General features: G+C 69.0%; 12 protein-coding genes. 8 read left to right on the top strand and 4 right to left on the bottom strand.

Features of this window, described 5'->3' with window-relative positions; all coding sequences use genetic code 11:
- Nucleotides 1-286: 286 nt before the first annotated feature.
- Nucleotides 287-1,270, bottom strand: coding sequence for a proline dehydrogenase family protein (locus QRN16_RS14295; protein ID WP_285187692.1), 984 nt, complete (start codon nt 1,268-1,270; stop codon nt 287-289).
- 3 nt (nt 1,271-1,273) lie between these two features.
- The gene (gene pruA, locus QRN16_RS14290; RefSeq protein ID WP_285187690.1) at nt 1,274-2,911 is read right to left on the bottom strand and encodes an L-glutamate gamma-semialdehyde dehydrogenase; all 1,638 of its coding nucleotides are present in this window, start codon (nt 2,909-2,911) and stop codon (nt 1,274-1,276) included.
- A 140-nt stretch (nt 2,912-3,051) separates the two neighbouring features.
- On the opposite strand from pruA, the gene QRN16_RS14285 reads away from it, so the two are divergent.
- Entirely contained in the window at nt 3,052-4,734 is a 1,683-nt protein-coding gene (locus tag QRN16_RS14285; RefSeq protein ID WP_285187687.1) for a PucR family transcriptional regulator, read from the top strand.
- On the opposite strand, the gene QRN16_RS14280 is transcribed toward QRN16_RS14285, so the two are convergent.
- On the bottom strand, nt 4,719-5,351 hold the full coding sequence (locus tag QRN16_RS14280) for a DUF2461 domain-containing protein (RefSeq protein WP_027504340.1): 633 nt from the start codon (nt 5,349-5,351) through the stop codon (nt 4,719-4,721). The two genes, QRN16_RS14285 and QRN16_RS14280, sit on opposite strands and share 16 nt — an antisense overlap.
- A gap of 67 nt (nt 5,352-5,418) precedes the next feature.
- Entirely contained in the window at nt 5,419-6,555 is a 1,137-nt protein-coding gene (locus tag QRN16_RS14275) for an acyl-CoA dehydrogenase family protein (protein ID WP_222627948.1), read from the bottom strand.
- A 106-nt stretch (nt 6,556-6,661) separates the two neighbouring features.
- On the opposite strand from QRN16_RS14275, the gene QRN16_RS14270 reads away from it, so the two are divergent.
- The 7 genes from QRN16_RS14270 (at nt 6,662) to QRN16_RS14240 (ending at nt 11,745) form a co-directional block, all read left to right on the top strand.
- Nucleotides 6,662-7,234, top strand: a complete 573-nt coding sequence (locus tag QRN16_RS14270; protein WP_285187683.1) for a TetR/AcrR family transcriptional regulator — start codon at nt 6,662-6,664, stop codon at nt 7,232-7,234.
- A 75-nt stretch (nt 7,235-7,309) separates the two neighbouring features.
- Nucleotides 7,310-7,786, top strand: coding sequence for a VOC family protein (locus QRN16_RS14265; RefSeq protein WP_285187681.1), 477 nt, complete (start codon nt 7,310-7,312; stop codon nt 7,784-7,786).
- A gap of 43 nt (nt 7,787-7,829) precedes the next feature.
- Nucleotides 7,830-8,507 (top strand): catalase family protein, encoded by a 678-nt coding sequence (locus QRN16_RS14260; protein WP_285187679.1) that lies wholly within the window; start codon nt 7,830-7,832, stop codon nt 8,505-8,507.
- 252 nt (nt 8,508-8,759) lie between these two features.
- A complete protein-coding gene (locus QRN16_RS14255; RefSeq protein ID WP_051612996.1) occupies nt 8,760-9,374 on the top strand; it encodes an FAS1-like dehydratase domain-containing protein in 615 nt (204 codons plus the stop codon).
- Nucleotides 9,375-9,540: 166 nt separating this feature from the next.
- Nucleotides 9,541-10,101, top strand: coding sequence for a pentapeptide repeat-containing protein (locus QRN16_RS14250; protein ID WP_231476201.1), 561 nt, complete (start codon nt 9,541-9,543; stop codon nt 10,099-10,101).
- A gap of 289 nt (nt 10,102-10,390) precedes the next feature.
- Nucleotides 10,391-10,600: a dodecin gene (locus tag QRN16_RS14245; protein WP_222627022.1), complete on the top strand. Its 210-nt coding sequence runs from the start codon at nt 10,391-10,393 to the stop codon at nt 10,598-10,600.
- 83 nt (nt 10,601-10,683) lie between these two features.
- Nucleotides 10,684-11,745: a hypothetical protein gene (locus QRN16_RS14240; protein WP_285187675.1), complete on the top strand. Its 1,062-nt coding sequence runs from the start codon at nt 10,684-10,686 to the stop codon at nt 11,743-11,745.
- Nucleotides 11,746-11,781 lie beyond the last annotated feature (36 nt).

Raw genomic sequence — 11,781 nt, 5'->3', positions numbered from 1 at the left:
CTCGTGACGTGTGATTCCCGAGGAGACGTCCGTGATGAACCGTCGGCGCCGACTGCACCTGATGAACGGGGTCTGGCACGAGGAGGCACCGGCCACCTGCGGTAACGGTCATGTGCTGCAAGCGCGTTCGGTTCTCGTGGGAGCCAGGTCGTGCTCGTGCGGCATCGGTCACCATCGCACGCACCACTGCCGCACCTGCGGTGACACCGTCTTCACTCCCGCCCTCGGCGAGGGGTGCCGGGACGGGAGCTTCGACGGACGCGCGAATCGCGCGCGCGGCGAGGGGTCAGGAGCGGGTCAGCAGTGACCGGAGGAAGAACGTCAGGTTCGCCGGACGCTCCGCCAACCGCCGCATGAAGTACCCGTACCACTGCGTACCGAAGGGCACGTACACGCGGACGCGGTACCCCTCCGACACCAGGCGTGTCTGCTCACCGTCGCGGATGCCGTAGAGCATCTGGTACTCCATGTCGTCCGATCCACGTCCCAGTTCGGCCGCGTCTCGTCGCGCCGCCTCGATCATGCGGGGATCGTGAGACGCCACCATGGGGTAACCCTCCCCCTCCATGAGCACCCGCAGGCACCGCTCGTACGAGGCGTCCACGTCCGCCTTCTTCTGGAAGGCCACACTGGCCGGTTCGCGATATGCGCCTTTGCACAACCGGATTCGTGATCCGGGACCGGAGAGCTCGCGGCAGTCCTGTTCGGTGCGGTGCAGGTACGCCTGCAGGACGGTGCCGAGAGTCGGGAAGTCCTTGCGGAGCTCCCGCACGATCGCGAGAGTCGAGTCGGTGGTGGTGTGGTCCTCGGCGTCGACGGTGACCCACACTCCCGCGGCGTCCGCGGCGGCGCACACCTTGTGGGCGTTGGCGAGGGCCACGGCGTGGCCGTCGTCGGGGAGCGACTGTCCGAGCGCCGAGAGCTTCAGCGAGATCTCCAGCGGGAAGGCCGGAGGCCGGCCGGAAGTGGACGGGGAAGCTGGAGGCTGTGGGGTGTGGAGGCGTGAGTATGCCTGCAGTAGGGACAGATACGCGTCGACGGTCGCGGTGGCCTGCGCCAGGTCGGTGGTGTCCTCACCCAGGTGATCGACGCTGACGACGCGGCCGGACCCGAGCAGGTCGGCGACGGCACCGACCACCTCCGGTTCGGTGCTCCCGGCGATGAAGCGTTCGACGAGCGACCTGGTCAGGACGGACCGCGCGACGACGCGTTCGAGGCGGCGCGATCGCCCGGCGGCGAGCAGGACGGGGCGGAGCGGGTTGGTGGCCATCGGTCAGACTCCCTGGTGAGGGTAGGTGTGGTCCACGGCCGGCACGAAAGTCTCCTTGATGGTGCGCGCGGAGGCCCACCGGAGCAGGTTCTGCGGTGATCCGGCCTTGTCGTTGGTGCCCGACGCGCGAGCACCGCCGAACGGCTGCTGCCCGACGACGGCGCCGGTCGGTTTGTCGTTGACGTAGAAGTTGCCGGCGGCGAAGCGCAGGGCCTCGGTGGCCTGCGTGACGGCGGCGCGATCGTCGGCGATGATCGATCCGGTCAGGGCGTACTTCGACCCGCTGTCGACCATGGCGAGCGTGTTCTCGAACGCATCGGGCTTCGAGTCGTCGTAGACGTGCACGGCGAGGATCGGGCCGAAGTACTCGGTGTGGAACGCCTCGTCGCCCGCGTCGTCACCGAGCAGGATCGTCGGGTCCACGAAGTAGCCGACGGAATCGTCGCAGGTGCCGCCGGCGGCGATGGTGATGCCCGGGGTGGACTTCGCGCGCTCGAGTGCAGCCGCGTTGCGGTCGAAGGCCTTCCGGTCGATGACCGCCCCACCGAAGTTCGACAGATCGGTGACGTCGCCGTAACGCAGCGACGACGCGGTGTCGACGAGCGTGTCCCCCATCCTCTTCCACACCGACGACGGCACGAAGGCCCTCGACGCCGCGGAGCACTTCTGACCCTGGAAGTCGAAGGCACCGCGGATCAGCGCCGTGGTGAGCACGTCCGGGTCGGCGGAACTGTGGGCGACGACGAAGTCCTTGCCACCGGTCTCACCGACCAGTCGCGGGTAGGTGTCGTAGCCGGCGATGTTCTCGCCCACCTCGCGCCACAGCCGCTGGAACGTCGGTGTGGAGCCGGTGAAGTGGATGCCGGCGAGACGACGATCGGCGAGTGCGACCTCGGAGACGAGGGGTCCGTCACCGAGCACGAGGTTGATGACGCCGGGGGGCAGTCCGGCGGCCTCGAGAAGCTGCATCGTCAGGTACGCGGCGACGGCCTGGGTGGGCGACGGCTTCCACAGCACGGTGTTGCCCATGAGCGCCGGCGCCGTGGGGAGGTTTCCCGCGATGGCGGTGAAGTTGAACGGGGTGATGGCGTAGACGAAGCCCTCGAGGGGGCGGTATTCGACGCGGTTCCAGACGCCGGGCGCGGAGATCGGTTGTTCGGCCATGATCTGTCGGGCGAACGAGACGTTGAAGCGCCAGAAGTCGATCAGCTCGCAGGGTGCGTCGATCTCGGCCTGGTACGCGCTCTTCGACTGCCCCAGCATGGTGGCAGCCGCGATGGTCTCGCGCCACGGCCCGGCGAGGAGATCGGCGGCGCGGAGGAAGACTGCGGCGCGCTCGTCGAAGGGCAGCGATCGCCACGCAGGTGCGGCGGCGGTCGCCGCGTCGATGGCGTCGCGCACATCCTGGTGGGTGGCATTCGCGAACGATCCGATGACGGACGCGTGCCGGTGCGGTTGCACGACGTTCTCGCGTGGGCCCGTCGCGTCGCGGTGGTCTCCGCCGATGACCTGGGTGATCTCGGTGGGCGTGGCGGCGAGTCGATCCAGATGGTGCGTGAGCCGCGCTCGCTCGGCGCTGCCGGGTGCGTACGTGTGCACCGGCTCGTTCAGGGGGGTGGGTACTGCGGTGACGGCGTCCATGTCGGTCCTCGGTGTCGGGTCTTCGTGCCGGGTCGGTGGGTTCAGCCAAGCGGACGCGGCATCCTCGATATTCGGCCCAGCGTCCAAAGAAACACACCGACCCCTGTCCGATCGGATGAAGGACACCTAGAGTGCACGGCATGACCCGCACCTCCTCGACCCTCGACTCGATCGTGCGTGCGCTGCACTCCGCCTTCGTCGAGGTGCTCGTGGCACCGGCAGGGTCGGACGTGCCGATCGGGTCGGTGACGCTCGTCGACGCCGACGATCTGGCCGCCGAGCTCTACACGACCGCCGCTGCGGCGGACCTCTATCTGCTGGCGGGTGTGCGGGAAGCGGACGCCGTTGCGTGGTTCGACGACCTGGCGACGCGGAGCAGCGACCTTCGACCCACCGCGGTGATGTCGAAGATCGCCGCCTCGTCCACGCTGATGCAGCACGCGGCTCGCACGGCCGGCGTCGCTCTCGTCGCGGTGCACACGCAGACCCGCTGGGACCGCCTCCTGTCGATGGTGCGCGGCGTGCTCGACCATTCCTCGCCGTCGATCACCACACCCCAACCGTCGTCCGCGGAACCGTCCGAACTGGCGGGACTGGTGGGCGCGGACACCGATCTCTTCGGGCTGGCGCACACCGTCGCGGTGCTCACGCGCGGGATGGTGAGCATCGAGGACCAGCGGTCGCACGTGTTGGCGTACTCGGCGTCGGACGATCAGGCGGACGAGCTGCGGACCCTGTCCATTCTCGGACGAGAAGGCCCCGCGGAGTATCTCCGGCGACTCGAGCAGTGGGGTGTCTACGACGCGGTCCGCCGTTCCGACGAGGTCGTCGAGGTGCCGGCGCACTCCGATCTGGGTATCCGACGGCGACTGGTCGCCGGCATCAGAACGACTGCCACGCAGGATGGTTCGGGCACACCGCGACTGGTAGGCACGCTGTGGATCCAGGAAGGTCGTCGACCGCTCACCGACGATGCTCCGAGCGTGCTGCAGGGCGCGGCCGCGGTGGCGGCACGGTTGATCACGCGCATCCTCGAGGCACCCACGAACGAGGCGGTGCAGATCCAGCGACTGCTCGGCGCTCGTGGCGGTGGGGTCGACGTGCCCTCACTCGCCGCGGCGCTGTCCATCCCGACGGACGGGCCGGCGGCGGTGATCGGTCTCGCCGCGGTGGACGGCGCCGCGCCCGATGCCCCCTCGTCGGCCACGATGGCCGATCTGTCCGGCGCGATCCGACTGCACGCCAGTTCCTTTCACCGACTGTCCCTGGTCACCACTCTCGGCGACCGCATCTACGTCCTCGTCCCACGGACCCGCGCGGAGACCTCGGTGCCGTCGTGGACTCGCCGGTTGCTCGAGGGCATCGAGGGACGCACGGGGATCCGCTTGCGGGCCGCGGTGGCATCGCCGGTGGCCGCCCTGTCCGAGGTCGCCGCCGCTCGCCGCGAGGTCGATCGCGTCTTGGACGGGACCGCCGGAGCAGACGACAGGGTGACCACACTCGCCGATTCGCGGACGTCCGTGTTGCTCGGTGAGATCGTCGATCTGCTCCTCGCGCACCCCTCGCTGCACGATCCGCGCATGGCGGCGCTCGTCGAGTACGACGCACGCACGTCCTCGTCGCTACGCGAGAGCATCGCGACGTATCTGCGGCACCCGTCCGATGTGCGCCGGGCCGCGGCCGACCTGCACGTGCACCCGAACACGTTGCGCTATCGGGTCCGACGGGCCGAGGAGATCACCGGGACGGACCTGTCGGATCCCGCTGCGCGACTGCTGATGGAACTCCAGTTGGCCGTGCTGGCACGTCAGGCCAGTACCTGACGGCACCATTCGAGAAGTGGTGTGAGATCACGCCAGGCGGCACGGATGTGATCGGCGCACTCCGGTGTGTCGAGCCACGGCGGGCAGCCGAAGGACCGTCCTGCCGTCAGGGACTTGTGGCGCAGCAGATCGATGCGGGGATGATCCGCGTCGTAGCCGCGCGGCGAGGTCTTCAGCCGGTCACCGCCGCGGTCGTAGCCGCGGCTCTCGAGATCGGCCACGATTCGCGCGAGCTCCGACCCGCGGACCTCGTCGTCGACGACGGCGCGGAACTGGGCGATGGAGTCGGACGTGGACGCGTAGAACCCGCCGGCGACCATGAGGCCGGAGGCGTCGACCTGCACGTACCACCCCGTGGACGGGGCCACCTGCACGTAGGCACCCTGGTGCGTCTTGTACGGCACCTTGTCCTTGGAGAAGCGGACGTCGCGGTGCGGCCGGAAGAGCTTGGCCGTCCCGAACTCCTCGGCCAGTACCTCCGTGAGCGCGGTCATGGGCGCGCGGACCGATTCGTCGTAGACGTGCTTGTGTTCGGCCCACCAGGTCTTGCTGTTGTCGACCTCGAGATCCTCGTAGAAATCGAGGGCGGCCTCCGGGATTCCGGTGAACGAGCTCATAGCGGGAGGCTATCGCCCCGTGCGCCCTGTGCGTACCGCTGGATGCGCATAGTGCGCACGGGGGGGGTCAGGCCAGCGACCGGCTGATCACCAGACGCTGGATCTGGTTGGTGCCCTCGAAGATCTGCGTGATCTTGGCGTCGCGCATGTACCGCTCGACCCGGAAGTCTCGGGTGTACCCGTAGCCTCCGAACACCTGCACGCCGTCGGTCGTCACCTTCATCGCCGCGTCCGTCGCCACGAGCTTGGCCACGGAGGCCTGACGTGAGAACGGCAGTCCGGCATCCTTGCGGCGTGCCGCGTCGATGTACGTCGCCCGGGCCGAGTCCACCGCCGCTGCCATGTCGGCCAGCACGAACCCGAGCCCTTGATGATCGATGATCTTGCGGCCGAACGTCGTTCGCTCCTGCGCATAGGCCACGGCATCGTCGAGCGCGGCCTGGGCGATGCCGACGGCGACGGCGGCGATGCCCAGCCTCCCGGCGTCGAGGGCACTGAACGCGATGCCGAGCCCCTGCCCCTCCTCGCCGATGCGGCGATCGGCCGACAGCACCGCGCCGTCGTAGTGGGCGGCCGTCGTGGGTATCGCGTGCAGCCCCATCTTCTCCTCCGGAGCTCCGAAGGAGAGCCCCTCGAGGTCGGCAGGCACGAGGAAGCAGGAGATGCCCCGCGAGCCCTCGCCGGTGCGCGCGAAGAGCGTGTAGAAGTCCGCCTTGCCGCCGTGCGTGATCCAGGCCTTCGACCCGGTGACGGTGTACCCGTCCGGACCGGCCACGGCCTTGCAGGAGAGGGCGGCCGCGTCGCTGCCGGCCTGTGGCTCCGAGAGGCTGTAGGCGCCGATCGTGCGCCCACCGAGCATGTCCGGCAGCCACCGCGACTTCTGGTCCTCCGACCCGAAGGACATCAGCGGGTGGCACGAGAGCCCGTGCACGCTCACGGCGACGGCCACCGCGGCCCAGCGCGACGCCAGTTCCTCGAGCACCTGCAGATAGACCTCGTAGGACTGACCGCCGCCGCCCCACTCCTCCGGATACGGCAGGCTGAGCAGCCCCGCCTCGCCGAGCGTGGCGAAGACGCCGTCGGGATAGGTCTCGGCCTTCTCGTGTTCGTCGACGATGGGGTCGAGGACCTTGTCCGCGATGTCGCGGGTCAACTGGAGAAGGTCACGTGCGTCGTCGTTCGGCAGCAGTCGTTCGACAGCCATGGGTCCTCGTCTCGGTCGCGGATCGGATGAGGCGGCACCAGTACTGCAGCGGGCCCCTCAGTACTACGACAGTACTGCATGGCGTTCTGCAGTACTGTCGCTCACCATGACAGCAGCTCACGCGACGGCGCGGCGCGCGCAGCTCTTCGATTCCGTAGTGGCCCTGTTCCTGGCCGAAGGCTTCGCGCACCTCACTCTCGACGGCATCGCCGCCCGCCTTCGGTGCTCGAAGAGCACGCTGTACACCCTCGCCGCGAGCAAGGACGACCTCGTCCGCTCCGCCGCGGTGCACTTCTTCACCTCGGCAGCGGTCAGCGTGGACGCGGCCTCCGACGCCGCGACGGGCACCCGCGAGCGCCTCGCGGCGTATCTGGGCGCGGTCGGTGAAGCACTCGCGCCGGCGTCGGAACGGTTCATGACCGACCTCGCCGACTTCGAGCCGTCGAGGCTCGTCTACGAACGCAACACCGCCATCGCGGCCGAGCGAGTCCGCGGCATCATCGACGACGGGGTCCGCGCCGGCGACGTGCGGGACGTCCACGCCGCGTTCGTCGCCGACGTCGCCGCGTCGGTGATGGTCTCGATCCAGAGCCGTGCCCTCGCCCGTCGCACGGGTCTGGACGACGCCGCCGCCTACCGGGAGCTGGCCACACTGCTGACTGCCGGCATCGCGCGATGACTTTCGCCGTCGGCCGGAGTCGACACGGCTGACGGGTCGAGTTCGCTCCGCCATCCGAAGACGAAGGACCTCACGATGCAGAAGATCACCCCCACACTGTGGTTCGACGACCGGGCCGAGGAGGCCGCGGAGTTCTACCTCTCGACGTTCGGCACGGGAGCGATACTGAACGTCAGCCGCTACGGGGACGGTGGACCCGGCGCCCCGGGCCGCGCGATGATGGTCGACTTCGAGCTCTTCGGTCAGCGATTCAGCGCCCTGAACGGGGGGCCACAGTTCCCGTTCACCGAAGCGATCTCCATGGCTGTCAGCTGCGACGGGCAGGAAGAGGTCGACCGCTACTGGAACGCGCTCACGTCCGACGGTGGATCCGAGGGCCGGTGCGCCTGGTGCAAGGACAAGTTCGGGGTCTCCTGGCAGATCGTCCCGGTCCAGCTGATGCAGTTGATGAGCACCCCGGATCCGGCGGCGTCCCAGCGCGTCGTGCAGGCCATGCTGTCGATGTCGAAGATCGTGGTCGCCGACCTGCAGAAGGCGCACGACGGAGCCTGAGCGGCGACGTTTCCTCACGTCACACACCGGGCAATCCCCGAGCGTGAACGAGACGTCGATGCCCGTGCGCGTGCTCGCCCTGCCGTTCGGGCTGGGGTCGGCGCTGCGCCACGCCAAGCTGTTCCATCCCCACGGGAAGGTTCTGACGGGCACACTGCGCCGTACCGCCGAGGGCGACGCCGGACTGCCTGTGGGCACGTGCGAGGTGACGGTGCGCCTGTCCACCGCGCTCGGGCTGCCCCGACGGGTTCCCGACGTCGCGGGTCTCGCGTTGCGTCTCCCGCCGACCGACCGGGCCGACGGTGCCTGGGACATCCTCCTTGCCAGCGCCGGGCGGGAGGTCGTGACGCGGTGCGTTCCGCACCCGGTGCTCGCGTTCGAGACGGCCTCCTTCTCGACGCTGATGCCGCTGCAGTTCGAGGGTGGTCAGTGGTGGGTCCGCGCGCGGGCCGTCGCCGCGCCGCCGCTGCCCACCCTGGACTCCATCGTCGACGCTGTACGTGCGAGGCCGCTGGTCTTCGAGTTCGAGCAGGCCGAGGGCACCGGGGCGTACGTCCCGCTGGCCGAACTGACGCTCGGCTCGGTCGACCAGTCCGGTGGCGACCTGTCGTTCGACCCGATCCGGCGCACTCCCGACAGTGTCCGGCCCGGTCCGGAATGGCTGCGGTCCCTCAGGGCGAGGGCCTACCTCGACAGTCGACGCGGCCGGTCCGACACCTGACCGGAATGCGACCGACTCAGGTTCCCTGACCGATCTCGCGCCCACACCCCACTCAGCGCGCCACACCCCTGTCGACACGCGGCACAGGGTGTGCCCCTCACGAAACCCGTGCACGCCGGCGGCGACCACGCACCCGCGCACCCGACCGACGGGGTTCGACTGCCGCATTTGTGGATATTCACACGCGAAGTAGGATTTGTTCACATACGCGTGTGCCGATGGGGGTGGGCGCGTCCCAGGGGAAGGCTCCACGTGACCAGCAATTCGGTGACCGACGACTCCGTGACAGGTGCTCACGAGACTCGCCCGCTCGTTCCGCACGAGCCCGATCACCGGTTCGAACGCAGCTCCCGCCTGGTCGGACACGCCTACGTCATCCCCGACTACTACGAGGTCGGCCGCGAGAAGATCCGCGAACTCTCCCGCGCCATCCAGAACGAACATCCGGCGCACCACAAGGAGGCCGCTGCGGCCGAGTTGGGATACGAGGGACTCGTCGCGCCCGCGACCTTCGTGAGCGTCGTCGGATCCATCGCCATCGACTATCTCTTCGCGCACATCCTCGTGGAGTACGAGATCACGGCAGTCATGCAGACCGATCAGAGCTTCGTTCTGCATCGCCCGGTCATGCAGGGAGATCAGCTGGTGTCCACTCTCCAGGTGCTGTCGATCCGCCAGTTCGCGGGCAACGACATCCTGGTGGTCCAGAACCATCTGACGTCGCACGGCGAGGACGTGTGCACCAGCACCACGACGTTCATCGCCCGGACCGATGCCGACGTGGACCCGCGAGCGGCGGCTCTCGTCGACGCCGTGCTCCCCGCCAGCGTGCCGCGGATGGGCCCCACCGCCCGCCCGACCGCCTGACCGCCTGACCGCCTGCATTCCGACCGACCCCGGCCTTCCCGCCACACCCCGACCGGCCTCCGGCCCTCCCGCCACACCCCGACCGGCCTCCGGCCTTCCCGCTAGAGTCCCCCGTGTGGAGGACGAATTCGCCGACCGGTCGTTCGAGGACGAGAACTACAACGAGATCGACGCACACGGCCAGCGGTGGGACAGGCGTTCGTACACGTCCTGCAGCTTCATCGACGCGGACCTCGGCGGTCTGACCACCCACGGTGTCGTCTTCACCGACTGCGACTTCTCCGGCGTGGATCTGACGGACTCGACGCACATCGGGTCGGCCTTCCGCAACTGCGAGTTCCGGCGGAGCCGATTGTGGCACAGCACTTTTCGCAGCACATCGTTCCTCGGTTCCGCCATCGCGGACTCGCGCATCACGCCCGCGGTCTTCGACGAGGTCGACCTCATGCTCACCTCGCTCGGCGGTCTCGACCTCCGCGGACTCGACCTCACCGGGGCGCGCCTGCGTGACGCCAACCTCGTCGGGACCGATCTCCGCAAGGCCACTCTGCGCGGTGTCGACTTCGGCGGTGCCCGCACCTCCGGGCTCCGGTTGAACGATGCGGATCTGCGGGGCAGCATCGCCGATGCCACGTTCTGGACGTCGGCCGTGCTCGACGGAGCCCGCATCGACACGGTCCAGGCACTCGCCTACGTGCACGCGCACGGTCTCACCGTCTCGGACTGAGTAGATCCGACCTCCGCCCGACTCCGAATAGAAGACGGACACGGCCTCCCCGCCCGCGTGGTCCGTGCGGGAAGGCCGTTCCATCGGCAGGCTGTGGTCTCAACCTCACCGGGCGTCCACGCCGACGCACGCGCCGCCGCTGCCGCCGCACGTCTTCTACCCGAGCCACCCACTTCCGAAACGGAGACAGGTGCTCGACCGCGTCGAACCGCGATGATCGGAACCCTGGACCGGACGACACCCGAGGACGCACGATGACGGGGAACTGTCACCGAGTGAAGGGCACACCATGAGCGACAACGTCTACCGCGTCACCGAGATCGTCGGAACCTCGACGGAGGGTGTCGACGACGCGATCCGCAAGGCCATCTCCCGTGCGAGCGCCACACTGCGAGAGCTGGACTGGTTCGAAGTCACCGAGACTCGCGGACACATCGAGAACGGTGCTGTCGCGCACTTTCAGGTGACGCTGAAGGTCGGCTTCAAGCTCGACGACTGAGCGATCGGGCGGGCGACGACTCGGCGGGAACGCGGCGGCCCCCGTGCCCGTTTCCGATCGACCACGACGGGTAGCCGACCAGGATGCCCGTCGTCAGAGTCGCGTCCGATCCCGGCTTCGCCGCCGCCGTCGCCGACTCCGTCGCGGCCGATCTCGACGGATCGGCCACGCGCGACGGCGACGTGCTCACCGTCGACCAGGTCGCGATCCCGTTGCCACCGGTACAGAGCGGCAGCCCCGACCTGGACACCTGGGCGTCCCTGCTCGGCCATACCGGGGGCAGCGAGGACATCCTCACCGTGTGCGTGTCCGAGATACCGCGCCGTGTGCGGTCGCGCCCCGTCCTCGCCGAGATGGTCCGGCCGTCGATGGTGGTCGTCTACGTCCCGTCGTTCGGCACCCACCGGGTCGCGCGACGTGCGCGCGCCGTCACACTGGCTGCTCTGGGAGCGCTGCGCGACACCACCGGTGTCGACCGACCCGATCCCGCCACCGGTCTGGCGCACTGGTCCACCGTGTCCGGCCACGACGCCCTGGTGGCGCCCGCCCTGCTGGGGCGTGCGCGGGTGGTAGCGGGCATGATCCGCACCAACCGACCGTGGCGGCTGATACCGACACTGTCGGGCGCACTGGCCGCGGCGACCGCGACGTCCGCGTTCGGCCTCTTCTACTCGAGCATCTGGCAGATGGCGGCGTCGATGTCGATCATGCGACTGACGGCGGTGTCCGCCACCGCCCTGTTGGCCGTGACGGCCTGGCTCATCTTTCCGAACGGATTGTGGGAGAAGCACACTCGGCGAGCGCGAGCGATCGACCGCACGATGTACAACCTCGCCACCCTCGGCACGGTCGCCGCCGGAGTCGTCACCATGTACGCGGTCCTGTTCCTGGTGGTCGGCGCAGCGGCCGCAGTGGTGATCTCTCCGTCGTTCCTGTCCGAACAGATCGGGCGTTCGGCGAACGTCTCCGACTACGTGCGCCTGGCGTGGCTCTCGGCATCGCTGGGCACCGTGGCGGGTGCAGTCGGCAGCACCGTGGCCGACCAGGAGCAGATTCTCGGGGCGACGTTCGGACACCGCGAGGTCTTGCGTCGACGCGCGGCGGCCGGCCGACTGGACGACACACGGGACCACGTCGACTCGTGACCCGTCCCGAAGTTCCGATCGAATCATCAGAACTGG

Origin of the sequence: Rhodococcus sp. MEB041 (assembly GCF_030208955.1) — a bacterium.
Taxonomy (GTDB): Bacteria; Actinomycetota; Actinomycetes; order Mycobacteriales; family Mycobacteriaceae; genus Rhodococcoides.
This window is presented reverse-complemented; position numbering and strand designations above follow the sequence as displayed.

What these genes read in the sequence shown, in the direction of transcription:
- QRN16_RS14280 (WP_027504340.1), bottom strand. Translation starts at nt 5,351, where the DNA reads ATGAGCTCGTTCACCGGAATCCCGGAGGCCGCCCTCGATTTCTACGAG.
- QRN16_RS14285 (WP_285187687.1), top strand. Translation starts at nt 3,052, where the DNA reads ATGACCCGCACCTCCTCGACCCTCGACTCGATCGTGCGTGCGCTGCAC.
- pruA (WP_285187690.1), bottom strand. Translation starts at nt 2,911, where the DNA reads ATGGACGCCGTCACCGCAGTACCCACCCCCCTGAACGAGCCGGTGCAC.
- QRN16_RS14270 (WP_285187683.1), top strand. Translation starts at nt 6,662, where the DNA reads ATGACAGCAGCTCACGCGACGGCGCGGCGCGCGCAGCTCTTCGATTCC.
- QRN16_RS14275 (WP_222627948.1), bottom strand. Translation starts at nt 6,555, where the DNA reads ATGGCTGTCGAACGACTGCTGCCGAACGACGACGCACGTGACCTTCTC.
- QRN16_RS14295 (WP_285187692.1), bottom strand. Translation starts at nt 1,270, where the DNA reads ATGGCCACCAACCCGCTCCGCCCCGTCCTGCTCGCCGCCGGGCGATCG.
- QRN16_RS14245 (WP_222627022.1), top strand. Translation starts at nt 10,391, where the DNA reads ATGAGCGACAACGTCTACCGCGTCACCGAGATCGTCGGAACCTCGACG.
- QRN16_RS14240 (WP_285187675.1), top strand. Translation starts at nt 10,684, where the DNA reads ATGCCCGTCGTCAGAGTCGCGTCCGATCCCGGCTTCGCCGCCGCCGTC.
- QRN16_RS14265 (WP_285187681.1), top strand. Translation starts at nt 7,310, where the DNA reads ATGCAGAAGATCACCCCCACACTGTGGTTCGACGACCGGGCCGAGGAG.